This window comes from Dactylosporangium sp. NPDC006015 (assembly GCF_040614215.1).
In the GTDB taxonomy this organism is placed as follows: domain Bacteria; phylum Actinomycetota; class Actinomycetes; order Mycobacteriales; family Micromonosporaceae; genus Dactylosporangium; species Dactylosporangium maewongense.
In genome coordinates this window covers 77,384-102,453 of record NZ_JBEXUD010000023.1, presented here as the reverse complement: position 1 = coordinate 102,453, position 25,070 = coordinate 77,384, and the positions used below count along the sequence as shown (strand labels likewise).

Here is a 25,070-nt window from a genome sequence, read left to right as displayed (position 1 = left end):
TCCTTACGTTGCTGGGTTCGTCGTGACGCCGGGCTACAGCAGTGCGGTGACCTGCTTGGCCGCGTCGTCGAGGATCTTCTGCGGGTCCTCGCCGCCGGCCGCCTTGGTCAGGGCGTTGTTGACGATGTCCTGCATCTGCTGTTCCTTGGCGATGACCGGCAGCAGGGACTGCTTGCCCAGCGCGTCCATGACGGCCTTGCGGTTCGCCGGCGGTGTCTTGCTCAGGTAGCCGGACAGCTTCGAAGCGTCCGCGAGCGGCGGCAGCTCCCACGACGAGTTGATCCGCGCGGTCACCGTCTGCTCGGAGGTGGTGAGGTAGTTCAGCCAGCGGAACGCCGCGTCCTTGTGGCTGCTGGCCGCCGACACCGCCACGGCGTTCTGGAACACGGCGCTGGCCTTCTGCGCATCGCCGGGCTCGACGACGACGTCCCAGCCGAACGGTACGTCCTTGAGTGTGTCGAACTGCCAGTTGCCGTTGTGCCACATCGCGAGCTTGCCGGACTTGAACAGGTTGGTGTCGAAGTCGGGGGTGTTGCCGATCTCGGTCAGCGTCGGCATCGTGGTGCCGGGCTTGCCGATAAGCCATTTCGCCGCGGCGACACCCTGCGGGCTGTTGAACGTGGCGGACTTGCCGTCGGGGCTGAGGAACGTGCCGCCGGCCTGGTTCACCGCCTTGTAGAACTCGTAGAAGCTGACCGGCTGGAAGTCGCCGTAGACGCCCTTGGCCTTGTTGGTGAGCTTCTGCGCGGCGGCTGCCTCGTCCGACCACTTCCAGTCGGACGTGGGGTAGGCCACGCCGGCGGCGTCGAACAGCGCCTTGTTGTAGATGAGCACGACGGTCGAGAAGGACTCGGGGAGTGCGTACTGCTTGCCGCCGTGCTTGAAGGCGTCGAGCGCGGCCGGCGAGAGCACCGACGGCTGCCACGCCTTGTCGTTGGCCGCCGGGCCGGCAAGATCGGCGAGGGAGCCGGCCTGGGCGTAGGTGACGAAGTTCTGGTAGTCCAGCTCGAAGGCGTCGGCGACGGTGCCGCCGGCGATCGAGGTCTGCAACTGGGTGAAGTAGTCCTTGTACGGCGCGGTCTGCACGGAGATCTTGACGTCCGGGTTGGCCTTCTCGAACGCGGCGACGATGCCGTTGAGGTCGTCCAGGTGGTCGGGCGCGGCGGAGAACGTCAGGTAGCGCACTGTGGTGACGCCCCCCTCGGAGGTGTCCTTGGTGGCGGAGCCCTTGGAGCATCCGGCCAGGACGAGAGCGGCGACGGTGATCAGAGCGGCGGCGGCCCGGTGTAACCGGAGCCGGGGACGAGCGGACATGGTGGGCCTCACAATCGGGGGTGTCTGGTTACTTGAGACCGGCCTGGGCGACGCTTTGCACGATGTGCTTCTGCGCCACGGCGTACAGGGCGAGGATGGGAACGATGCTGACCACCGAACCGGCCATGATGGCGTTCCACTGGACGGTGTATTCGCCGCTGAGGCTGGCCAGGCCCAGCGGCAGGGTCATGAACTCGCGGGAGCGGATGACCACGAGCGGCCACAGGAACGCGTTCCAGCTGGACATGAACGCGAACAGGCCGTAGGTCACCAGGGCGGGGCGGATCAGCGGGAGCGTGATCCGCAGGAAGATGCGGATGTGCCCGGCGCCGTCGACGAACGCGGCCTCGTCGAGTTCCTTCGGCAGCACGGCGACGGACTGGCGCAGCAGGAAGACGCCGAACGCGGAGGCGATCGTCGGCACGATGAGCGAGGCGTAGGTGTCGATCAGGTCGAACGCGCGCATCTCGATGAACAGCGGCACGACGAGCACCTGCATGGGGATCATCAGCGTCGCGAGGTACGCGACGAAGACGGCGTTCTTGCCGGGGAAGTCGAGCCGTGCGAAGGCGTAGGCCGCCGTGGAGCTGGTGATGAGCAGCAGCGCGGTGGAGACCAGGGCCAGCACGAGGCTGTTCACCGTGATCCGCCAGAACGGCAGGACCTCGAAGAGGGTGCGGTACCCGTCGAGACCGGCCTTCTCGGGGATCAGGCGGGGCGTGGTGAGCACGTCACCGCCGGCGGTGATCGAGGTGACGAAGGTCCAGACGAACGGGAAGATCATGAGCAGCGCGCCGACGGCGAGCACCGCGATGAGCAGCCGCCTAGACATAGGTCACCCACCTGCGCTGCAGGCGCTGCTGGACCACGGTGACCAGCAGGATCAGCGCGAACAGCAGCAGGCTCAGGGCCGACGCGCCACCGGCGTCGCCGTAGCGGAACGTCAGGTCGTAGATCTCCTGGACCAGCGGCCGGGACGCGCCGGCGGGCCCGCCGCCGGTCATGACGTAGATCTGGTCGAAGACCTGGAATCCGCTGATCAGCGAGATCACCACCACGAAGTAGCTGGACGGGGTCAGCAGCGGGAACGTGACCCGCCAGAAGCTCTGCCATGCCGACGCGCCGTCGAGGCGGGCGGCCTCGAGGTACTCCTCTGGGATGCTCTGCAGACCGGCCAGCAGGATCACCATGACGAACCCGGCGTCCTTCCAGACCGACGCGACGACCGCGGACGGGATGGCCCATCCTGACGACGCCCACCACCCCGGGCCCGCGATGCCGACCGACTCCAGGGCGTGGTTGACCAGACCGTTGGCGGGGTTGAGCAGCCACTTCCAGGTCAGGGCGACGACCACCCAGCTGGTGACGACCGGCAGGAAGTACATCGAGCGCAGCAGGCTCCGCCCGGGGAACCGCCGGTTGAGTCCGACGGCGAGCGCCAGTCCCAGCAGGTAGACCAGCGGCAGGTACAGCGCCAGGAAGTACAGCGTGTGCAGCAGCGCGTCGCGGGTCTCCGCGTCGCCGAGCAGGCGGGTGAAGTTGTCCAGGCCCGTCCACCGCATCGGCGACTGCAGGTTCCAGCTGTGCAGGCTGATCCACGCCGCGCCGAGCATCGGCGCGATCGTGAACAGCAGCAGCGGCACGGCACTCGGCAGCAGGAAGAGCGCAACGATGCCGAACTTGCGCACACCGCGCGGGCCGACCATCAGTCCACCGTCCCGTCGGCGCCCTCGACGCTGCCATGCAGGCGGGCGACAACGAGGTTCGCCTGGTCGCCACCGAACCCGTCGAGGTCGAACGGCGCGGCGAGCACCAGCGCCGCCGCGCCCTGCGCCCAGCTGCTGTCGTCCCAGGTGTGCAGGACCACGGCGATGCCGTCACCGCCGCGGACCTGGCGGCGGGCGAACTCGGCGCGGAACGCGACGTCCCAGTGGATCCAGTGCGCCACGCCCTCGCCGGAGATGACGATCCGGTCCGGGTCGAACATGTTCGCGGCGCCGGCGACCGCCCGGCCGAGCAGCCGCCCGGCGTCGGCGAAGATCTCGGCCGCGAGCCGGTCGCCGCGATCGGCGGCCGTGACGAGCGCGGCGAACCCTTGCCGCGGACCGATCACGCCGCGCTCGCGGGCGATGCGCTCCAGTGCCGGCTCGCCGAGCCACGCCTCCAGGCAGCCGTGCCGCCCGCACTGACACGGCGGGCCCTGCTCGTCCATCGGCACGTGCCCGAACTCGCCCGCGCCGCCTCTGCCGCCCCGGTACACCGAGCGGTCGGCGACGATGCCCATGCCGATGCCGCGACCGATGGTCAGCACGAGGAAGTCGTCGGCCTCGCGGCCGTGACCGTAGAGCACCTCGGCGACGGCGAGGGCGTTGACGTCGTTCTCGACCACGACGGGCAACCCGAGCACGCCGCGCAGGTGCCGGCCGACCGGCAGCCGGCGCCACTGCAGGACGTCAGCGTCGACGGTGCCCTTGTCCGGGCGGGCCACGACGCCGGGCACCGCCACCCCGACGCCCAGCAGCTTCGGCAGGCCGGGGTCACTGTGCGTGTGGGTTGCCAGCTCGGCGGCCAGCCTGGGCAGCGCGTCGGGGGCCATCGCGTCGAACGCCAGCGTGGTGCTGCTGAGCATCTGCCCGTCGAGGCGGACGTTGACGATCGCGAGGTGGTCGGCCGCGACCTTGACCCCGAGCGCCCGGCCGGCCCCGCCGACGAGGCCGATGAGCGATCCGGGCCGCCCGCCGCTGGACGGCGCCTGCGCGACCTCCTCGACCATCCGCTGCTCCAGCAGCCGCCGCATGATCTGCGACACGGCCGTGGGGCTGAGCCCGAGCTCACGCGCGATGTCCGCGCGCGACGTCGGCCCGCGGCTCCCCAGGAGCGCGAGCACTGCCGACCGGGAGAGATCCCTGCCTGCCCCATGCTTCGCCAACGGCACTTCGTCCACCCACTTCATTAAGTTGCGATACAAAGTCCCACGCCGAACCTCCAACGTCAAGGACACGTTTTCGGTAACCGGCGAGCCTGCGGGGCCGGGTCATCGCCTTGTGACCCCGACTCGACTCCGATCGCCTCCGACAGGTGCGACGACCGCCGCCGGCGGGTACGACCGGGGCATCGACCCTGGTGGCGCATGCCCTCGATGGTGTCGAGCAAGCTCAGTTGGGCGCCGGGGTGCGGTCGTTCGCGGCGGACGATGAACCGGGTCCCGGGTGGGTAGCCGTCGTCGGGGACGAGACCGGTCAGTTCTCAGACCTCCGCGCCGTCGCGGGGTTCGCCGTCGCTGTCGAGTGCCGGCACCCATAGCAGGTGCTGCTTGGCGGCCAGGATCGCCTGACGGATCGGTTCGGTGATCGCGACGCCGACGGAGAACCGGGTGTCCAGGCCGTGCTCGCGCAGGCCGCGGATGTGGGCGAGGAGGCCGTGGGTGCAGCCGGCGGAGTCCGAGCGGATCAGGATCGGCGTGCCGTGCCGCTGCCGCAACCCGGCCAAGGCGTCACCGCACGCCGCGGTCACCGCCGGCCGGACTGGCCGCCGCTACGACCAGCTCTGGCACCGCCGCGTCGCAGCAGTGCGGAGTGGCGCGAAGGGTTTGGCAATGCGGTCGCTGACGTCGAACCGTGAGACTGCGTGCATGGCGTATCCACGCGTCGGCGACTTCCCGCCGAGGGCGCGAGGGGGAACATCACTTCGTGGGCGTTTGTGCCCAACGGTGCCGGTGCCGCGCTGCTCGGCCCGGAGCTCATCACAGCTGCCAGCTGAGTCGGTGCTGGTGGATGCCGGCACGCAGGTGCCACTGGACACGGGCGGGGCCTGATGCGTTGAGCGTTGCCCGACGCCAGTCGCACCTTCTGATCCGTAGCGCGACTGGGTGCAGCCGCTCACGTCGGGCTCCCCGTGGCGGTGTCGAGCAGTTCGAGCAGGTGGTGGTAGGGGTGCCCGGTCGCGCGGGTCAACCCGATCTCGCAGGTTCGGTTGACCGAGGCATGCGTGGCGTAGTCGCCGCGGTTGACGGCGTCGGCCTCGGCGCGGGTTGCGGAGGCCGTCAGTTCCGGGTGCAGCAGACCGCGGTCGCCGGCGAACGCGCAGCATTGCCAGTCGTGGGGCACCTCGACGCGTTCGGCGATTGCTTCGGCGATGCGGGTGATCGCGGCATCGAGACCAAGCCGGGTAGAGGAGCAGGTGGGATGCAACGCCAGCGATGGCAGCCGGTGGGTGATGGTGAGGCGAGGCAGGATGTGCTCGGCGGTGAATGCGACCGCGTCGATCACCGCCGAGTCGTCGAGGAGCTTGTGGAAACCCTCCGTGCACGACGCCGCGTCGATGATCACCGGCAGCGTCGTGCCGGCCACGGCGGCCCGGACCCGGTCGCGCATGACGGCGTAGCCGGCGGGCAGGCCTTTGGACGACCACGGGGTGCCGCAGCACAGGTCGCCGATGCCCTCAGGAATGTGCAGCCGCAGGCCGGCGCGCTGCGCGAGACGTCGGATCGCGGTCATGACGCCAGCGCCGCCGGCGGCTGGTGCAAACATCGTGTTGAGACAGGACGGTAGGTAGACGGCGTCCGCGTCGTGCTGCGGTGCGGCACGACGGCGGCCGCCGCCGACCGGTAGATCCCGGCTCCAGCTCGGCAGGCCCGGCACGCGGGTGACTGCTTCCACCAGACCCGGCGGTGCGACCGCGGCGGCGTCGAGCGCGATGTTCATGGCTCGGGTGGCCGCGTCCCAGTGCCGCGCGGCGCCTGTCCATACCCGTTCGGCGATGCGGCCGTTGGCGTCCGCGCGGAGCCGTCTGGTCAGGTCGCCGGTATTGATGCCGACGGGACACGCGGTGGCGCACATTCCGTCGACGGCGCAGGTATCGACGGCCTCGTACTGATATTCCCGTTCGAGCTGACCGGCCAACGTGGCATCACCTGCGCTGCGTGCCATGGCGAGTTCACGGCGCAGCACGATGCGCTGCCGCGGTGTGGTGGTGAGGTCCCGGCTGGGGCACACCGGTTCGCAGTAGCCGCATTCGACGCACCGGTCGACCTCGGCCTCGACGGTGACCACGGGTTTGAGATGGCGCAGATGAGCCTGCGGGTCGTCGGTGAGCAGCACTCCGGGGTTGAGCAGGCCGGCCGGGTCGCAGGCGCGTTTGACCTGCTGCATGACCTCGAACAGCTCGTCGCCGAACTGGCGCCGCACGAACGGGGCCATGACCCGGCCGGTGCCGTGTTCGGCCTTGAGGGTGCCGCCGCGAGCCAGGACCGCGTCGACCATCTCCTCGGTGAAGGCGGCGTACCGGCTGGTCTGGTCACCGGCGCCGAACTGCTCGTTGAGCATGAAGTGCAGATTGCCGTCCTTGGCGTGGCCGAAGATGACGCTGCGCTCGTAGCGGTGCCGGTCGAACAGCTGGTTGAGGTCGTCGCACAGCCCGGCGAGGGCCGGCACCGGAACGGCGACGTCCTCGAGCAGGGCGACGCTTCCGGTGGGGCGGTTGCCGGCGACGGTGGCGTAGAGGCCTTTGCGGATGTGCCACAGCGCCGCCCGCCCGGCCGGGTCCCGGCTGAGTTTCGGCGGTGTGCTCAGTCGCCGGGCCTGTTCTTCGCGGGCGGTGAGCTGCTCGTCGTCGGCTTCCTGCCATTCCACCAGCAGCGCGGCGTGCTGGTCGACGGTGAACCCGCGGAGTGCGGCGTCGGCTTGTGTGTCGAGTTGGGCGACGCGCAACGACTCGGCGTCGAGCAGTTCGATCGCGGCCGGGCCGGCGTCGACGAGTTCCGGCATGGCGGCCATGGCGGTGTGCAGGGTGTTGAAGACGATCAGGCCGGTGCTGGCCGCATGGTGCACCGGCACGGTGCGGAACACGGCTTCGGCGACGAACCCGAGCGTGCCTTCACTGCCGATGATCAGGTGAGCGAGGATCTGGACCGGGGTGTCGTGGTCCAGGAAGCTGTTGAGGCCGTACCCCATGGTGTTCTTCATGGCGTACTGTTCGGCGATCCGCCGGACGGAGTCGGGGTTGCCGCGGATGCGATCACGCAGCTGTTCCAGGGTGGTGGTGAGGCCCGGCTCGAGATGCCGCAGCCGTGCGTCGGCGTCGCCGGCCGCGGTGTCGATGACCGTGCCGGAGGGCAGTACCAGGGTCATCGATTCGCACGTGCGGTAAGCGTTGGCATGGGTGCCGCAGGTCATGCCGCTGGAGTTGTTGGCCACGACTCCACCGACGGTGCACGCGGCCTCGCTGGCCGGGTCCGGGCCGAGTTTGCGGCCGTAGCGGCTGAGCCGCGCGTTGACCTGCCGCAGCACCGCACCGGGCTGGACCCGGACACGGTCGCCGTTGTCGAGAATCTCGATGTTGCGGAAGTTGCGGCGCACGTCGACCAGCAGGTGGTCGGTGCCCGCCTGCCCGCTGAGGCTGGTGCCGCCGGACCGGAACGTGACTCCGAGACCGAGTTGGGCGCTGGCACGCATCAGCGCGCCGACGTGGGCGGCATCGTTCGCGACGACGACGGCCTGTGGGGTGAGCAGGTAGTGGGAGGCGTCGTGAGCCATGCCGAGCCGGTCGGACGCCCGGGTCCGCACGGACCCTGGCGCCAGCTGTTCCAGCGGTGCAAGCAGGGAGGAGTCGCTCATGGGTTACCGCCGTGGGTCGACGTGGATTTTCGGGCCCGGTCCGGTGTCGGCCGGCCGGTGCCCGGCGAACACCTCGGTGACCTCGTCGAGGCCGACGGTGGCGGCGACCGGGGGCCGCGGGTCGACGGATCCGTCCGCGTAGGCGGCGATGGTGCCGGCTGGGTCGACGGCCCCGTCGCTGAGCGCTCCAACCGCGGCAAGGGGCACTCCCACCCAGGGGTTGCGCAGGCCCGCGCCCGCTCCCGCACCCCCTGCAACGGCCACCCCGACGAGCGCACCCACCGCACGGCCGCGCCACCGCCACTGCTGCCGACCCTCCGCCATGGCACCCATAGTGAGTGGTGCAACCACATCAGCACCATCAGCCACAAAGTCGGATGGGATCTGACTGGCCGACGGCCGGGGCCGCGACAGGAGCAAGGCAATCCGAACAGTGCTGCGACCAAGCCGTGCATCTGGCTGAACGCCGCGGTGCGGGCTTTGATCGCTCCGCGGCGCGCGACTCGTAGCGCCCGGATCGCCTCCACTGGTCCGCTGCGCGACTTCGGCACGCCGTTGGCTTCTCCGGACAGCGCTGCACGCGTGCGCACGGCTAACTTGATCTTTAACCTGTGCGGCGTGGCCGAGGGCTGGTCGACTTCTTCTTTCAGGTTTCGGTTTGCCGGGTTCGTTGCTGGTGACGCGGCCGGTCTCCAACGCCACCACGAACGAGTACGGCCAACCCGGAACTCCGATGTGCTGTCCTTGGCCCGCCCGTACATGTGACACAGGATCCGTTCCGGCACGGTGTTCGCCTCCGGACGCAACCAGCAGGTGACGTCCACCGCGAGCACGATCCGGCCGTCAGCCGCGCGCGGCAACGACACCGACGCCACCGCGGTCCGCAGCCGCTGCACGTCCACCCGCCCGGCCGCAAGCGCGTCATACAACGCGCCGTGACCACGCCGGTGCTCCGCGACCAGTGACAACGCCGGCCCGTCCGCACACAACACCGCGTCCGTCAACTCAAACAACGCATCAGCACGAGCCGTCAAACAGCGGTACAACTCCCTGCGGAACCGGCCGAGATCCCCACCCAAACCACCACGGCCATCGTCAGGCACACTGATCCTCCGCAGCCTTTGATCGGATCTTCTTCCCTAGACAAGAGGAATGGTGTCGACGCTTGCTGCGCTTCGCGGACCGTGGCGGCACCGCGTGCGGCGGCCTGTCAGGCTGTTGTTCGTCGCACCCGGCACGACTCGGCCACCAGATGTCTCTCATCCCGCCAGCGGCATCGACCATGGTGCGATGCCGCCGGGGACGCAGATGGTCGCTGGCCGGTGGCGTCATCGGACGCCACCGGCCAGCGGGTGGTTTCGGTCAGGTGTTGTCGCTGAGCGTCTGGTTTCGCCGCGTCGATGCCGGTGGCGGGCTGTCGGGCGGTGCCGGCCAGTTCGCGATGGTAAGCGCCGTGAACTCGGTGTCGACGAAGTCGTGGTCGTGGCCGATGAGCTCAGCGAATGCGACGTCGAATCCGCGGTCCCACTCTGGCGACAGTCCAGTGTGCGCACCTGGCATCACCGATCACCTCCTCTCGTCCAGCGTGCCGTTGCTCTCGATCGTCCGGGAGCGTCACGGGTGGAAGTCAGCTGCCGAGGACCTTCTGGTCCGATCCGGTGTGCGCCGAGACGGTGATCTTGCGGGGCTTCGCCTTCTCCCGGACCGGGATCCGCAGCACCAGGACGCCGTTGCGGTAGGTGGCCTGGATCTTTTCGGTGTCCAAGGCATCGCCGAGGAACAGCTGGCGGGAGAACACTCCGAGCGGTCGTTCCGACAGGACCGCTTGGGCCTCGTCGCCGAGGTCGACCGGACGGCGCTCGCATCGCACGGTCAGCATGTTGCGCTCGACGTCCACGTCGATCGCGTCCTGATCCACGCCCGGCAGGTCGAAGGCGATCACGAACTCATCGCCACTGCGGTACGCGTCGACCGGCATCGCTGCCGGATGCGACCAGGTTCCTGCGGACGACCCTCCCAGCAACTGCTGGGCGAGGCGGTGGACCTCGGTGAACGGTTCGCTGCGCATCAACATGACGACACCTCCTGCACTCGACGGAACAGTCAATGCGCGATACCGTGTTTCTATCACGTCGTCACTACGACGACAACCCTGTTGTCACCGGAATGACGACTTCTGCTGGAGGGTTTCTCATGGCGCAGCCGACCGTCTCGGGCCAGGACGAAACCGATGCCGCCGACACGCTCGCCAGGATCCTCGCCGCCGTCGCTGGCACAACAGCCGGCAAGCGAGCTGACCCGGACGAGCTCCTCAGCGCCCTGTCCCTGCTCCACGCGTTGCAGCAGCGGCTCGCGCGGTTTGAACCCGAACTGGTTGCCGCCGCCCGCCGGGCTGGCGTCAGCTGGCAGCGTCTGGCTCCCGCGATGGGCGTGACGAGCCGCCAAGCCGCCGAGCGGCGCTACCTCCGCATCGCCACCACCGGCACCGGCGATGGCACCGGCGGCACCCGGGAGGACCGCGTCCGCGCCGAACGCGATCAACGCGCCGGCACCCGGGCCGTGACCCGATGGGCCAACGACCGCACCGCCGATCTCCGGCGCATCGCGGGCCAGGTCACCGCGCTCACCGACCTGCCCGTCGAAGCCGCTGGCGACCTCGACGACCTGCACGCCGCTCTCGGTGCCCCTGACGCCGCCATGCTGCCCGACCGACTTGCTGCCGTACGGCAGCACCTCACCGACCACCATCTCCACCTGGCCAGCCAGATCGACCAGGTCACGACCGCCACGAACGACGTCCGCCACGCCACTCAACAGCAACGCGACCAACACGGCGGCGGGACGCAGACCTAACTTGATCTTTAACCTGTGCGGCGTGGCCGAGGGCTGGTCGACTTCTTCTTTCCAGGTTTCGGTTTGCCGGGTTCGTTGCTGGTGACGGTGTGGACGTCGTAGCGGTGGGCGGGGTGGCGGTTTGGTTGGCCGGGTGGCGTCCGGGTCCTGCCCGGGTGGGTTTGGTGCGTTCGCGGGACAGGTGCTTGTCGCGCGGAGGTGCCGAAATCCGCGCCGGACGCGGGCCGGGGTGAGCCGTTCCGGTGGCGCCGGCTGTCCCATGGGCGGCGCAGGTCCGCGGCGATCGGGCGGGCCAGTCGCAGCTGGGTGTGGGCGGCGATGATCAGCCAGGTCCACCGGTCGGCGGCGGCTGGGTCGCGCAGTTTCGGCACGGTCCAGCCGAGCGTCTGCTTGAACAGCCGGAACGTGTGCTCGATGTCGAACCGGCGTAGGAACGCCTGCCACAGCAGGTCGACCATCGCCGTGTCCGGGGTCGTGTCCTGGGTCGTGTCCGGGTGGTGACAGGTGGTTCATTGACGAGACCTACGTCAAGGTCAGCGGTGTCTGGCGATACGTGTATCGGGCCGTCGACCAGGACGGCCAGGTCATCGACGTGCTCGTCTCCGCCCGCCGCGACGCTGCTGCGGCACGTCGGTTCTTCCGGCGGGCGATGACCACGTTGACGGTGCGACCCACAGAGGTGGTCACTGACGCGGCGCCAATGTATCCAGCGTTCCTCGATGAACTGGTTCCCTCAACGTGGCACCACGTCGAACGGCACGCCAACAACCGGATCGAGGCCGACCACAGCCAGCTCAAGCACCGGCTCAGACCGATGCGCGGGCTACGCACCGACCGGACCGCACAGACAATCATCGCCGGACACGCGTTCATACAGAACCTCCGCCGAGGCCACTACGAACTCGGGCTCGACGCCCCACGCGGACTCCCCGGCGCCGCCGCGTTGAACGAGCTCGCCACCGTCATCTGAAGACTGAGCCAGGCCATGCTCGAACCGTGCCCTCCGATCGGCAAACGCAACAGCGCCGCTCAGCGCGAGCTGCTCGAACCCGGTCTCCACGCCGGGCCGAACACGCAGGACCGGTTCCGCTGGATCGCGACGCGCGGCAGCTGAGGCTACGTCGATCGGCGCAGCTTGGCCGGGTTGACCACGAGGTTCAGCTCGGTGACCCGGCCGCCGGCAACCTCGATGCCGATCACGCCGATCAGCGTCGCGCCCAGCTCCAGGGTGAGGCCCGCGCCGCCGGCCAGGGGCACCGGGCGGGCCCGCACCCCGGCGTACCGGCGGCCGAGCCCGGACAACAGCGTCAGCACCCGCTCGGGGCCATGGACCGGCACCCGCGCAGCGAGCACCTCGCCGCCGCCGTCGGAGCGCAGCACGACCCGCGGATCGAGGAGGCTCACCAGGTCGGCGAGGTCGCCGTCGGCGGTGGCCTTGAGGAACGCCGCGGTGACCCGCCGGTGCTCCTCTGCGGAGACTGGCGCGCGAGCTGGGGCCTCGGCGCGGACCCGGCGGCGCGCCCGCGACGCGAGCTGCCGGCACGCCGCCGGGGTGCGGCCGACCACGGTCGCGAGCCGGTCGAAGTCCATGCCGAACACATCGTGCAGCACGAACGCGACCCGTTCGGCGGGCGAGAGGCTCTCCAGGACCAGCAGGACGGCGGTGCGCACCGACTCCCGCAGGACGGTGGCCTCGCCGAGGTCCGAGTCGTCGTATCCGAGCAGCGGCTCGGGCAGCCAGGTCCCGGGGTACGTCTCACGGCGGGCGCGGGCCGAGCCGAGCAGGTCCAGGCAGATCCGCGACGTCACGGTGGTGAGCCACGCCCGCGGGTGCTGCACGCCGGCGGGCGCGGCGGTGTGCCAGCGCAGCAACGCCTCCTGCACCGCGTCCTCGGCGTCCGCGGCGCTGCCCAGCAGCCGGTAGGCGACCGCGAACAGGTACCGGCGGTGCTGCTCGCCATCGTCCATGTCACACGATTGTGGTCTACGTCGTCAGTCGGCCATGCAGAGGATCACCGTGGTCGGCGGCGGGTTCGCCGGCCTTGTCGCCGCCATCACCTGCGCCGAGGCCGGCGCCCGCGTCCAGTTGCTGGAGGCGCATCGCACGCTCGGCGGCCGGGCCCGCGCCACCGCACCCCCGTACGTCGCCCACGACGGCCCGCACGTGCTCTACCGGGACGGTCCGTGGTGGCGCTGGCTCGCCGACCGGGCCCTGATCGGCGCGTCGTCCGGGGTACCGCTATCCGGCCTGACCGGATTCCGGTTCCGTCACGGGGACCGGCTGCGCCGTACCCCACCGGCCGAGTTGCTGCCGGTCCTCGCCCGGCGGCGCCGGGTCGCGCCGGTCGACGCCGACTTCCACACCTGGATCCGCGACCGGCACGGGGAGGTGGCGGCGGTCGCCGCATCGAACCTCATGGGCGTGGCGACCTTCGACGCCGACCCGGGACGGCTGTCGGCGGCGTTCGTCTGGCCGCGGCTGCTGCGGGTCTTCGCGCCCCGCTCGCCGGCCCGGTACCTCACCGGCGGCTGGAACGGGCTCTTGGCCCGGCTCACCGCCCACGCCCGTACCCTCGGCGTCGCCGTGGAGACCGGGGCCCGCGTCACCGACCTGCCCGAGCCGCCGGTGATCGTGGCCACGACCCTCGACGCGGCGGGCCGCCTGCTCGGCACGACGCTACCGAGCGTGGCGAGCGGCCGGACGGTGCTGCTGGACCTCGCCGTGCGCGACGACCGCCGGGACGCCTTCGTCGTGTCCGACCTCGACGCGGCCGGCTGGGTGGAGCGGTACACGCTGCCCGACCCGACCCTCGCGCCGCCCGGCGAGTCGCTGATCCAGGCGCAGCTGCCGCTGCGCACCGCCGAGGGCCGCGCCGACGGCCTGGCCCGCCTGGAGGCACTGGTCGACCTGGCCCTGCCCGGCTGGCGCGAGCGGACCACGTGGCGTCGGCACGGCGTCGCCAACGGCCGGTCCGGCGCGCTGGACCTGCCGGGGCAGACGTGGCGCGACCGGCCGGCGATCGACCGCGGCGACGGCGTGTACCTCGCCGGTGACATGGTCGCCGCGCCCGGGCTGCTCAGCGAGGTGTCGTTCCACAGCGCTGTCGCCGCCGCCCGGCTGGCCACCGGCAGGTGAGCCGCACGGCCGTCCCGGGCACCCGGTGCGGGAACGGCGGGACTGTGCCGAGCACGACGAGGAAGCCGGCGAGGACCGTTCCCGGCAGCGACGGCCGCAGGAACCGGCCGGCGGCGAAGTTGCCCAGCAGCATGCCGACGGCCGGCGCGCCCATCAGGACGGCGCCGGTGTTGGCGGGAAAGCCGCGGCTTCCGCCGTATGCGACGAGCAGCGCCTCCGCGGCGGCGACGAACGCCGACGGCAGCCGGCCGGCCGCCGCATACCGTCGCACCATGGCCCGTCGACCACGCGGCCGACTTTGGCCGGCGGCGGCACGGCCAGTGGCGAACGCATGACGGCGAACACCTGGACCTGCTGTTCGGCGGTGGCCGAGGCGCGCACGCTTCCGCCGATGTCAAGCCGGGGGCGCTCCTCCTCGGCTGGGGCACGGACGGGGTGCAGGACGTGACGCAGGACCCGCCCCGACCCCTGGTCAGCGCAGGCCTTCTCGTATCTCCAGGAGCGGTAGGCCCGCCGCGTACCGCCGGAAGAAGCTGGCGGTCGGGGTGTCGGCTGTCGCGACGGCCTCCGGGGTGCCCTCCGCGACCACCGCGCCCCCATCCGGACCGGCTCCCGGCCCCAGGTCGATCACCCAGTCCGCGGACGCGGCGACGGGGATGTCGTGTTCGGCCACGACGACGGTGTTGCCCGAGTCCAGCAACACATCGAGCGCGTCCACCACGCGCTGGATGTCAGACGGGTGCAGGCCCGAGACGGGCTCGTCGAGAACGACGAGCCCGGCTTTGCGGCTCGCAGCACCGCGTTGGATGGCGGAGGCCAGCTTCAGCCGCTGCGCCTCGCCGCCGGACAACTCTGTGGCGCTCTGGCCGAGTTGGAGATAGCCGAGCCCGACCTGGTTCAGAGCTTCCAGGGTCTCTACGAGCTGGCGGGGCTCGGAGAAGTGCTCCACGGCCTCGGCGACGGTGAGCTCCAGCACCTGATCGATGGCCAGTCCCCGGTACGTGGTCTCCAACGCCTCCGGCTTGTAGCGCCGGCCCTCGCACACGTCGCAAACCACCCACACGTCCGGTAGGAAGTGCATGTCGACCAGTTTGCGGCCATAACCGGTGCAGGTCTCGCAGCGGCCGCCATCCGCGGTGTTGAAGCTGAACCAGGAGGCGTTGACCCCTCGCCCGCGCGCCACCTCGGTCTCGGCGAACAGCTTGCGGACGATGTCGAACGCCTTGCTGTACGTAGCCGGGTTGGATCGCGGCGTCCGCCCGAGCGGTTCTTGATCGACGACGGCGACCCAGCTGAACCCCTCGATGCCGGTCACCTCCCGCACCGTGTCGGTCGCCGTCCCGTCCAGGGCGGCCTCCACGCTCGCCCCGAGCGCGGCGAGGAGGCTGCTCTTGCCGCTGCCGCTCACGCCGGTCAGGCAGGTGAGCCGACCGGCGGGGAACCTCACCAGGCTCGCGGTGACGTTGTGCGTACGCAGCCCGTGCAGCTCCACCCAGCCGGTCTCATCCCCGGCCGGGCGGCGGGCCCGGTGCAGCCGCGGCCCCTCGCCGGCCAGATAGCGCCCGGTCAGCGACTTGGAATGAGCGGCCACGTCGGCGGGAGGCCCGGACACGAGGATCTCACCGCCAAATCGGCCCGAGCCGGGCCCCATGTCGATCACCCAGTCGACTCGGGCGATCAGCTCAGGGTCGTGCTCGACGAGGAGTACGGTGTTGCCGGCCTCGCGCAGCTCCAGGGCGATGTCGAGCAGGTGTGCCTTGTCCGCCGGATGCAGCCCGGTGCCGGGCTCGTCCAGGACGAAGATTATGCCGCTCAGCTCGGTGCTGAGCTGCGCGGCGAGTCGGGTCCGCTGCAACTCACCCCCGGACAGTGTCGCTGCGCTCCGGGACAGTTGGAGGTGGGCCAGGCCGAGCCGGTCAAGGATTCCGAGCCTGCGGCCGAGGTCCTGCAGCAGCGGGTCGCCCACCTCACGCTGCCGGGCGTCCAGCTCGTCCGCCACGCGTTTCGCCCAGCCTCGTACCTCCCGCACCTCCGCCTCGAGCAGGTTGGGGTAGGTCAGTCCACCGAGCCGCACGGACCGGGCCACCTGGTCGTATCCGCTGCCGCCGCAGGTGCCGCAGGGCTGCTTGCGCATGTACGGCAGGTAGCGCTGCTTGGCGCTGGACGTCTGGGCGTTCACAAACACCCGCTCCACCTCGGCGAGCGCGCCCCGCAGCGGCTCACTCGAGGTGTAGGTCACCATGGCCCTCTCATTCCTGTTCGTCATGTCGATGGTCGCCTCGATCTTCTCGTCACCCGTGCCGTGGAGCACGCAGTGACGGAACTCCTCAGGCAGCGACTGCCACGACCGGCCGAGGTCCACGCCCCGCTTCTCGGCAAGCGCCGGTATGAACGCGTGTTCCCCCGATCGCCACTTGGCGTACCAGGGCGAGGCCCCCTCGAAGAGCGGAAGCTCCGGATGGGTGATGACCAGGTCTTCCTGCGCCTGCCAGCGCCCGCCCACCCCGTGGCAGTCCGCGCAGCTCCCTTCCGGCGTATTGCGGTCGAAGTGAGCGGTCGTCAGATACTCGTTACCACTCTCCGCCGCCGGGTCTGCGCCGATCCCAGGGAGACGCGAGTAAAGCAGCCCCAGGTGCCCATCAATGCCGGTGATCGTTGCGACGGTGGAACGGGGGTTACGGTTCAGACGGCGCTGGTCGACCGCGAGCGTCGCGCCGAGTCCCAGGATACGGTCGACCTTCGGCCGATTGCGCTGCGTTATGTACTGCCGTACGAACGGCGAAAGCCCCTCCAGATACCGCAGCTGGGCTTCGCTGTGCAGGGTGTCGATGGCCAGCGAGGTCTTGCCGCTGCCGCTGACTCCGGTGAAGGCGACGAGCCGTCCTTTGGGAATGCTCACGGACACGTCCCGCAGATTGTTGGTACGAGCCCCCACCACGTCGATCGTGTCGCGTCCCTTCGCGACGCCCGATCCGAATTCAGTCAACCTTCGTCCGCCCTCTCGCAAACGAGGCAGGGCATGGGCGTACAGCCCCTGCCCTGCCGAACAAACCGAACACGCGCTTCACCGCAGGGCGCCGTCCAGGGGATCTGAGCGGACCCTTCACAGATCTCTCATGACGTGGCGGGTCCCGATCCGGCCACTGCTGCGGGATCAGGACTGGGACAGCGCAGTGAGCTTGGCGATGTCGGGCGCGTAGGCGGCCATCCAGTGCGGACGCAGCCGGTAGTAGACAACCGCGTTGTCCCAGTCGAAGAGGTCCTCGCCGTAGAAGTCCTTGAGGTATGCGAGCAGGTCCGGCCAGTCCTCGGCCGGCTCGCCGTCCTGGGGGTTGAGGATCTCCACCCTCCCGTGCGTGAACACGCCCAGGTCCTCACCGCGCATGTGCGCGACGCTCACGGCGGACCGCGCCGAGAGATGACGCGCCTTGGCCGAGCCGCGCGCCGTGCCAAAAAGCCACTTGCCGTGCAGGAAATGCCCATCCACACCACTGATCCGCGGCTCGCCCTTCGCCGTCACGGTGGACAGGGCGAGGGTGCACATGCCGGCGAGGACGTGGGTGAGCTGCTGCGCGGTCAGGGTGCGCTCAGTACTGATGATCGAGCGGAGATGCGCGGTGGAACGGGAGAGGGAGGCATCAAGCAGCGCCTGAAGCTCTTTGAGTTCTTCTGAAGTTTCGCGCACGAACGTCCTTATCTGTTGGTATTTTGTCGGAATTCCCGGCTTACGCCCCGCCATCGACGCCGAGCAGCCAACCGATACTTAACCCAAAACCTGACACCTTGTGTCTTATTTCTTCATCCGTTTCGCAGACAGCACCCGATCTGGCGATCTTGGTTCCGGGTTCTGCCGCCGATCGTGCGCACCGACCTCGCCCGGTTGAGGTCTGCGGCGAAGGGGTCGGTGAGCGTGGGAACGTTGCGGATGCCGTTCGTCGACGCCACCATGCGTAACAACCGTCCGGTCGAGGCGATACCGCCGTTCAGTCCTGCTCATCGATCCTTTGCTGCGGTACCGCAACGGCTCCGTCCTGACCAGCCGCCGCTACGACCAGCCCTGGCACCGCATCGGCCAACACCGCCCTGGGTCGCCGCCCACGGCATCACCATGCACTGGCTGCGGCAAGCGACTCCGCACGGGGCTGCCCGGACCTGCCGCGGAAGCACCCACCATCCAGGGCATGAGCTTCGGCGCGCCGCCAGCAGCCGTTGCGGCGCCGAGGTCGAGTGGATCAACTCGGACGCGCCGTGCGGCGGCGGGAGGACTCAAAGGCATGTTGCTGTCCTGCAACGAGAACATTTCCAACCTGTTGACAACACGGAACTCGTCGCCTCAAGATACCTCGTGCATGAATATCGGTCACTGAATGGATATTCAGGAGGTTGAACGCCACATGACTACGTTCAGTAGCCGACGAAGGCTATACCGGCGCCTTGCCGGACTCGCACTCGTCAGCGGGCTCCTCATCGGCGGGGGCGGAGCCGTAGCGCACGCCGCGGCCGGCGCGGGTCCGAACAAGTCGGGCCTGACTGAGTCGGACCTGCGAACCATTGAAGCGCAGTCGCAGAAGAAGAAGATCAACACGATCCTCACGACTGACGGCGAGCACGACGACATGGCCTCGATGGTCCGTTATCTCGCCATGGCCGATGAGTTCAACACCAAAGGCATCATCCTGGGAGCCTCCGCGGCGGGCCACCACTCCGGTGGAACCGTCTACTACCCGCGCGGCGCACAGATCATGACGCCTCAGCAGCAGGGCTCGAACCCGAGCAAATGGACCAAGAACTTTCAGATCGACGAGACGCACTACGACGACGGTGCGGTGAAATCGAGGACCTACAGCCAGAACAGGTGGACTGGGTTCACGTGGATCCCGTACTACATCGACAAGTACGCGGAGGTCTATCCCAACCTGGTCAAGCACGACGCTGGTTACCCAACGCCCGAGTACCTTCGCAGCATCTATAAGTACGGCAACATCAAGGTTGTCGGCGAGATGGACGAGGTCACTGAAGGCTCAGAGTGGATCAAGAAGGCCATTCTTGAGAACCCGGACGGCGAGCCGCTGTACATCCAGCACTGGGGCGGGACGAACACCACCGCCCGAGCCCTTCGGAGCATCAAGGAGGAGTACGGCAGCACGCCGGAGTGGCCGAGGATTCTCAAAAAGATCAACAATGAGGTCACGCTCTACCTGATCTGGGGCGACCAGGCTCCCACGTACGACTACTACATCGCGCCGAACTGGCCGGGCATCCGGACCATCATGAGCCAGGACCTGTTCTTCGGCCTCTACAAGACGTGGACGCAGCCCCAGCGTCATGACGCGCAGACACAAGCCACGTGGTTCAGCAAGGCGTGGACTGACACGATCACACAGATCGGAAGCCCGCTGACCAGCGAGTCCAGCATCAGGACTCCGTACTGCTACGACAAGGCAGCTCTGCAGAACCCCGCCCACAAGTTCTACACCCCGCCTGCCTATACCCCTCCCTTCACGTCAGCGGACAATTTCCCGTTCGCCACGTGGGGCGACTCGGGAAGCTGCCAGCGGGCGACCGACGGGAGGTTCGACGCAGAGGGTGACACCGGGTCGTATCTGTACCTGATCGACAACGGTCTGCGGAGCTATGACCACCCGTCCTGGGGCAGCTTCGCCGGCAGGTTCGGACCGAGCGACCCGAACCGGCCGAACGAGTACCGGGACGTCAAGGAGCGGACAGGCAGCCCGAACGCGGGCGGCAGCGGCTACACCCCGGTGGTGGGAGACGTTCCTCCTGCCGGATCGACAGTGCTTCCGAAGAACTGGACGTTCTCCCGGTGGGTGCCGGACATCCAGGCCGAATACTCCGTCCATGCACAGTGGTCCGTGACGGACAAGTACGCGGACGCGAACCACTACCCGAAGTCGGGTGTCACGAGCGGGCTCGATGTTCCGGTCGTGGCCGGCCGGACGGTCAACCTGAGCGGCGTCGCCTATGACCCGGACGGGGACAACCTCGCGTACAAGTGGTGGCGGTACGCCGATGTGGACACCCTCACCGGCACCGGCACGATCGACGTGGCCAACACGAAGAACGCCACATTCACAGTTCCGGCAGACGCCAGGACCGGTGACACCATCCACCTGATCTTCGAGGTCTCGGATTCTCCGAGCAACCCGACGTACACGAGCCTGAAGACCTACAAGCGCGTGGTGCTGACGGTTGTCTCATACGACGAACTATCCGCCGCCGTGCAGAAGTGGACGCACGACGGTCAGCTGTCGACGGAGTTCGCTGAGAACCTGCTCGCCTTCGTGGACAAGGCGCGCGAGCAGACCGCCGCGCGCAACATCCAGCCGGCAGACAGCGCGCTGCGGGCGTTCCTCAACCACATCGGCAACGCCAGCTCCAAGCGCGCCTCGGCCGAGGCAAAGGCCGACCTGGTCGCCCTCGCCACCACGGCGCAAGGCGTGCTGAGAGAAGCCGGAGGAATCCCGGCGGATCGCTGAGCCGGGCAACAGGTAGGTAGGGGCCGCGAGGAAGCAACTCCCCTCGCGGCCCCTACCTACTTCCATCACGCCGACTCGTTCGCCATAGTCCGCGGCGGCCACCTCGGGATCGTGTTGGCGTGACTTGGGCGGCACGCCGCAGCGGATCAGGAAGCGGCTCTTCCAGCCGGAGCTCGCTGAGTGCCGTGCATGATGTCGCGCTCGCAGCCGGACTCGCCACATGGGTCGCGCTCGCCGACGACGCGCGGGCAACGTTGTCCAACTCGAGGACTCTGGATCCGGATCTGGACACGTGCCCGTTCGACCAGGCAACTCGGTTGCACGTGGCGGAAACTGCAGGTCAGGAGTGAGATAGTCACCCCCTCAGCCCGGTCGGTGCGGCGGCTCACCTTGTTGATCCAGCAGACGATCTCACCGCTCGGCGCGCGTCACCCACCAAACATCAGCAGTGGCGCGTCGCCACGCAGAAACGCGCCAGTAGTTGGACCGTAACTCTTGACCGACACAGCTCCTTCCCACAGACTCTTGATACCGGTTGCAATTAAAACGTTTCAAATCCTCGAGGATCGGCCGGGCCCAACCGCACCACACCCCACTCGCAATGACCACCGTTGCTGTGGACACCCACACGAGCAAGCACCGAGAAGTCTGACTCCAGTCGGACGCGACCGGGGCTTGACCTCGCACGCCCAGCCACAGCCCCAGGTGAGTCCGGCTCCAACAAGGAGGAGTCCGCATGCAGGTTCGCGGTGTCCTAGGAATCCATTCGGCGCGGAGACTGCGCCAGCGAAGAGTGACAAGGCTCGTGATCAGCACAGGATTGGCTGTCGCCGTGACCATCGCGACGGCAGCGTGCAAGCCCGACCTCCCGAGCGAGGTGCCGACCTGGCCCGAGAACGTGAACTGGCAGGCGCTCGTCCCGGGGCCATCCAGTGACGACGTCCTTCCCGTCGGCATTACTCGGACGCTTGGCTCGGTGACCAACGCAGACGCCCTGCTCGGCAAGGGTGGCGAAACCGTCCTGACGGTCGAGCCCGGCGGCCCGCCGGCGGTCGTCGTGCTCGACTATGGGCATGAGGTTGGTGGTACCCCCTACGTCAATGTCTCACGGTCGACCGTGACCGCTCCGGCGACATCGAACACGCTGCGGGTGTCGACAAGCGAGGCGCTGAAGTTCCTCAACGCGAGCACGACGACCACGTTGTCCGGCGCTGCGAACGCCGGCGACACGAACGTCAAGGTGGCTTCGGTTGCCCCGTTCTATGCCGGGACGCAGATCACCGTCGGCATCGGAGACGGCGCTGAAACGAGGACCATCACCGCGGTCGGCACCGCTGGCGCCGCCGGCTCCGGAATCACGTTCAGCCCGGCGCTGACGGCAGCCCATCCCACGGGCACGACGGCAACAGGCATCGGCACGTACGTGAACGACAATGGCGCCCAGATCAATCTGACGATCACCAATCCACAGACCTACACGGGTGGTCTTCGTGGTGGCTTCCGGTTCGAGGCGATCGAGCTCAGAACGCCAGGAACCGTCACGCTGACTCGCGCCGGCCTGAACTTCAAGGCCTACCGGGCCGCTCCGGACAAGTACGAGGGCTGGTTCTACTCCAGCGACGACCAGCTGAACCGGATGTGGTACGCCGGCGCGTACACGGCGCAGATGGACATGGTCCCCGTTGGGGTCGCGTCCTGCTTCAACGTGCCTGTCATCTTCGACGGCGCCAAGCGCGACCGGGCGATCTGGTCCGGCGACTTGATGATCACCGACCCGGTGGCCATGCTCTCGATCGGGTCCAACAGCCACCCGTACGTCAGAGGATCTATCGACAGCATCCTTAACCTTCAAGCCGCGAGCGGCCGGCTGACGAGCGCAGTCGGCTTCCGAGGCTGCGGCGCGTTCGACTATGCAGTCACCTACTCCGCCTACTCGGCGATCATCGCGGTGCAGTACCTCCGGTATTCCGGCGACACTGAATACGTCAAGGGACTCCTGCCCAAGCTGGAGGCCGCGACCGCCTACCACGCGACCCGGGTCAACGGGAACGGCCTGGTCGTGACCAATGACAACGACTACTGGCAGACACGGCAGAACGGCGAGGTCACCGAGTACAGTCTCGCCTACTACGAGCTGCTTCAAGACATGATCTGGCTCGAGAGCCACATCGGCAGCGCGGACAAGGTCGCGGAGTACACGCAGAAGGCGGCCAATCTCAAGGCCGCGATCAACGGACGACTCTTCAACCAGGACGCCGGGCTCTACCAGCACACCGACACCCGGCCCAGCGTCTTCCCCCTGGACGCGAACATGAACGCGATCCGGCTGGGGGTGGCGCCGGCAGACAAGGTGCAGCACATCCTGACCTACTTCAAAGATCGGTGGCAGCCGCACGGCAGCGAGATCTCGCAACCTGCGCCGAGCATGAAGGATCCGTACGGCCACACGATCGAGCCGCTGAACAACACCTGGGAGATGATGGCCAGGATCCAGAGCAACGACGCAGCCGGCGCGATCGAGCTGCTGCGTCGCCTGTGGGGCCTGCAGGTCGATCCCAACAGCCCCTTCTACACGGGGACGTTCTGGGAGTTCGTCATGAGCGACGGCTTCCCCGACCGTGGCTTCGACAGCCTCGCACACGCCTGGGGCGCCGGGCCGACGCAGATCCTCACCGAATCGGTGCTCGGCGCGACACCCGTCGACCCGGGATATGCGAAGTGGGCCCTGAAACCGCAGCCGACCGACCTCGCGTGGGCTCAGGGCCAGGTTCCGACTCCCCGGGGTGCGCTCTCGGTGAAGTGGGCGCAGGACGCCGGGAAGGGCACGTTCCACATGGAGGTCGTCGCCCCGCAGGGAACGAGCGGTGAGGTCTGGGTCCCCCTGTCCTCCGCTACACAGAGCATCAGCGGGCCGCTGACGCCGGGCGCGACGTTCCTGCGGCGCAGCGGCAGCTACGACGTGTACAGCGTCGGTGCCGGGACCTTCGAGTTCGGATCGGCCCCAGTGTCGTTCGAACTCCTCAAGGCGCTCGTTGCGCACTTCAGCGTCAATGCGGACGTCGCTCAGGGCCTGGCCGACAAGCTCGATCGGGCGTCGGCGGCAAAGTCCGCGACGACCCGCGGCAACGCGCTCGACGCGTTCACCAACCAGGTGAACGCTCAGACGGGTAAGGCCCTCACTCCGGACGAGGCGAAGGTCCTCATCACGGTCGCGAACGCACTCCGATAGCGGCGGGCGGCCGCGGCCCCGGGCGTACGTCCGAGGCCGCGGCCAAACGCCTGCACAGACACGACGCTGCCGTCGGTGCCGCGCAACGAAGCTCCCACCCGAATCCGGCACCGAAGCACAGTGACGCCTTCTCAAGGGTGAGCGCGGCGAGCAGCGCGGTCGGCGTCGTTGGGGATGTCACGCCCAATTCGTGGGTCGTTCCGCGTCATCAACGGAGAGCGTCGAGCCGGCCGGTGCGGGCGATGCGGGCGAACGCGTGGGCACTCGGCTTCGCGACGCGGTTGAAGTGCTCGTCGACGCCGATCAGCCCGAACTTCGGCCGGTAGCCTTCGCTCCACTCGAAGTTGTCGAACGCCGACCAGTGCAGGTAGCCGCATACGTCGACGCCTTCCTTGATGGCCTGTGCGGTGGCTTCGAGGTGGGTGTGCAGGTAGTCGAGGCGTTCGTCGTCATCTTCGGTGGCGATGCCGTTCTCGGTGACGTAGAGCGGCATGCCGGTGGCCTCGGCGCGGTGCAGCATCTGCCGCAGGCCGTCCGGGTAGACCGCCCAGCCCATCTGGGTCAGGCGACTGCCGGCTGGTGGCTCGGCGAACAACGTCGGGGACGCCGGGTCGACCCACTGCTTGCGGTAGTACTGGACGCCGAGCCAGTCGCCGCGGTCGGGTCCGGTGAGCCCGTCGAGGTACAGGTCGACGATCTCGTGGCGCATGCTGCGGTGGAACGCATCGCAGGCCGGGTCGTCGCGGATCGGCGCGAGCAGCGGCAGCTGCACGGCCAGGCCCGCCTGCGACGTGGGCGATGCGGCCCGGACAGCGGCGACCGCGGCGTGGTGGGCGTCGAGCAGGATCCTGCCCACCCGTTTCCACAGCACCGGATTGGTGATGCCGGGCGGGTGGTAGCCCTCGAGGTAGCCGTGCAGCGCGACCATCTGCGGTTCGTTGATGGTGCACACGAGTGGCATAAGTTCGCCGAGTTCGGTCGCGACATGCCGGCAGTACCGGGCGAACAGGTGCACGGCGTCCGGGCTGAGCCAGCCGCCGCGGGCCGCGAACCAGCGGGGCAGCGTGAAGTGGTGCAGGGTGACGAAGGCCGTCATGCCGGTAGCGGCGAGGGCGGTGAGAACCCGGCGGTAGTGCGCGACGGCGGCCCGGCTGAACTCGCCGGGTGCCGGTTCGATCCGAGACCACTCCAGCGACAGCCGGTGGGCGTTGTGCCCGAGCTGCCGCAGCAGTGCGAAGTCCTCGGCGTAGTGGTGGAAGTGGTCGATGCCGTCACCGGACGACGCCCGGGCGGCCGAGGCAGGGGCGTGTTCGAAGTCCCACCAGTCGTTGTTGACATTGCCACCCTCTACCTGGTGCGCGGAGGTGGCGGCTCCCCACAGGAATCCGGCCGGGAAGTCGCGGTGCACGCAGTTCCAATCTGCCGGA

At 68.7% G+C, this 25,070-nt stretch carries 16 protein-coding genes and 4 pseudogenes; 5 read left to right on the top strand and 15 right to left on the bottom strand.

Annotated elements, in window-relative coordinates:
- Positions 1-33: 33 nt before the first annotated feature.
- The 9 genes and pseudogenes from ABZ321_RS33815 to ABZ321_RS33775 all read right to left on the bottom strand — a co-directional run bounded on the left by ABZ321_RS33815 (position 34) and on the right by ABZ321_RS33775 (position 10,002).
- On the bottom strand, positions 34-1,314 hold the full coding sequence (locus ABZ321_RS33815; protein WP_354898940.1) for a sugar ABC transporter substrate-binding protein: 1,281 nt from the start codon (positions 1,312-1,314) through the stop codon (positions 34-36).
- A gap of 28 nt (positions 1,315-1,342) precedes the next feature.
- A complete protein-coding gene (locus ABZ321_RS33810; RefSeq protein ID WP_327002122.1) occupies positions 1,343-2,146 on the bottom strand; it encodes a carbohydrate ABC transporter permease in 804 nt (267 codons plus the stop codon).
- On the bottom strand, positions 2,139-3,020 hold the full coding sequence (locus ABZ321_RS33805; RefSeq protein WP_344505344.1) for a sugar ABC transporter permease: 882 nt from the start codon (positions 3,018-3,020) through the stop codon (positions 2,139-2,141). The genes ABZ321_RS33810 and ABZ321_RS33805 overlap by 8 nt, the downstream gene beginning before the upstream one ends.
- A complete protein-coding gene (locus ABZ321_RS33800) occupies positions 3,020-4,267 on the bottom strand; it encodes an ROK family transcriptional regulator (protein WP_344505345.1) in 1,248 nt (415 codons plus the stop codon). The genes ABZ321_RS33805 and ABZ321_RS33800 overlap by 1 nt, the downstream gene beginning before the upstream one ends.
- Positions 4,268-4,440: 173 nt before the next feature.
- Positions 4,441-4,605, bottom strand: a pseudogene (locus tag ABZ321_RS33795) (IS1380 family transposase); the annotation flags it as partial.
- Positions 4,606-5,192: 587 nt separating this feature from the next.
- Positions 5,193-7,928: an FAD-binding and (Fe-S)-binding domain-containing protein gene (locus tag ABZ321_RS33790; RefSeq protein WP_354898935.1), complete on the bottom strand. Its 2,736-nt coding sequence runs from the start codon at positions 7,926-7,928 to the stop codon at positions 5,193-5,195.
- Between the two features lie 3 nt (positions 7,929-7,931).
- Complete coding sequence (locus ABZ321_RS33785; protein ID WP_344505709.1) at positions 7,932-8,252, bottom strand: hypothetical protein; 321 nt, start codon at positions 8,250-8,252, stop codon at positions 7,932-7,934.
- Between the two features lie 398 nt (positions 8,253-8,650).
- Positions 8,651-8,920 (bottom strand): annotated as a pseudogene (locus ABZ321_RS33780) (transposase); the annotation flags it as partial.
- Between the two features lie 635 nt (positions 8,921-9,555).
- Positions 9,556-10,002 (bottom strand): Hsp20/alpha crystallin family protein, encoded by a 447-nt coding sequence (locus ABZ321_RS33775; RefSeq protein ID WP_344505348.1) that lies wholly within the window; start codon positions 10,000-10,002, stop codon positions 9,556-9,558.
- A gap of 32 nt (positions 10,003-10,034) precedes the next feature.
- On the opposite strand from ABZ321_RS33775, the gene ABZ321_RS33770 reads away from it, so the two are divergent.
- Positions 10,035-10,781, top strand: a complete 747-nt coding sequence (locus ABZ321_RS33770) for a hypothetical protein (protein WP_344505349.1) — start codon at positions 10,035-10,037, stop codon at positions 10,779-10,781.
- 8 nt (positions 10,782-10,789) lie between these two features.
- Here ABZ321_RS33770 and ABZ321_RS33765 read toward each other — a convergent pair.
- Positions 10,790-11,236, bottom strand: a pseudogene (locus tag ABZ321_RS33765) (transposase); the annotation flags it as partial.
- 44 nt (positions 11,237-11,280) lie between these two features.
- Between ABZ321_RS33765 and ABZ321_RS33760 the strand changes: the two are divergent.
- A pseudogene (locus ABZ321_RS33760) lies at positions 11,281-11,751 on the top strand (IS6 family transposase); the annotation flags it as partial.
- Positions 11,752-11,897: 146 nt separating this feature from the next.
- Here ABZ321_RS33760 and sigJ read toward each other — a convergent pair.
- Positions 11,898-12,749, bottom strand: coding sequence for an RNA polymerase sigma factor SigJ (gene sigJ / locus ABZ321_RS33755; RefSeq protein WP_344505350.1), 852 nt, complete (start codon positions 12,747-12,749; stop codon positions 11,898-11,900).
- Positions 12,750-12,783: 34 nt separating this feature from the next.
- Between sigJ and ABZ321_RS33750 the strand changes: the two genes are divergently transcribed.
- Positions 12,784-13,917 carry an FAD-dependent oxidoreductase gene (locus ABZ321_RS33750; protein WP_354898931.1) on the top strand — a complete coding sequence of 378 codons (1,134 nt, stop codon included), beginning with the start codon at positions 12,784-12,786 and terminating at the stop codon, positions 13,915-13,917.
- Here the strand turns inward: ABZ321_RS33750 and ABZ321_RS33745 are convergent.
- From ABZ321_RS33745 to ABZ321_RS33735, 3 genes are all read right to left on the bottom strand, one after another.
- Positions 13,859-14,191, bottom strand: coding sequence for a hypothetical protein (locus tag ABZ321_RS33745; RefSeq protein WP_354898928.1), 333 nt, complete (start codon positions 14,189-14,191; stop codon positions 13,859-13,861). The two genes, ABZ321_RS33750 and ABZ321_RS33745, sit on opposite strands and share 59 nt — an antisense overlap.
- Positions 14,192-14,389: 198 nt before the next feature.
- A complete protein-coding gene (locus tag ABZ321_RS33740; protein WP_354898925.1) occupies positions 14,390-16,903 on the bottom strand; it encodes an excinuclease ABC subunit UvrA in 2,514 nt (837 codons plus the stop codon).
- A gap of 168 nt (positions 16,904-17,071) precedes the next feature.
- Positions 17,072-17,602, bottom strand: a complete 531-nt coding sequence (locus ABZ321_RS33735; RefSeq protein ID WP_344505354.1) for a pyridoxamine 5'-phosphate oxidase family protein — start codon at positions 17,600-17,602, stop codon at positions 17,072-17,074.
- 709 nt (positions 17,603-18,311) lie between these two features.
- Between ABZ321_RS33735 and ABZ321_RS33730 the strand changes: the two genes are divergently transcribed.
- A complete protein-coding gene (locus ABZ321_RS33730) occupies positions 18,312-20,414 on the top strand; it encodes a nucleoside hydrolase-like domain-containing protein (RefSeq protein WP_354898922.1) in 2,103 nt (700 codons plus the stop codon).
- 832 nt (positions 20,415-21,246) lie between these two features.
- Positions 21,247-23,643, top strand: coding sequence for an alpha-L-rhamnosidase C-terminal domain-containing protein (locus tag ABZ321_RS33725; RefSeq protein ID WP_354898919.1), 2,397 nt, complete (start codon positions 21,247-21,249; stop codon positions 23,641-23,643).
- A 208-nt stretch (positions 23,644-23,851) separates the two neighbouring features.
- Here ABZ321_RS33725 and ABZ321_RS33720 read toward each other — a convergent pair whose 3' ends face one another.
- A complete protein-coding gene (locus tag ABZ321_RS33720; protein ID WP_354898916.1) occupies positions 23,852-25,051 on the bottom strand; it encodes a family 1 glycosylhydrolase in 1,200 nt (399 codons plus the stop codon).
- Positions 25,052-25,070: the final 19 nt, after the last annotated feature.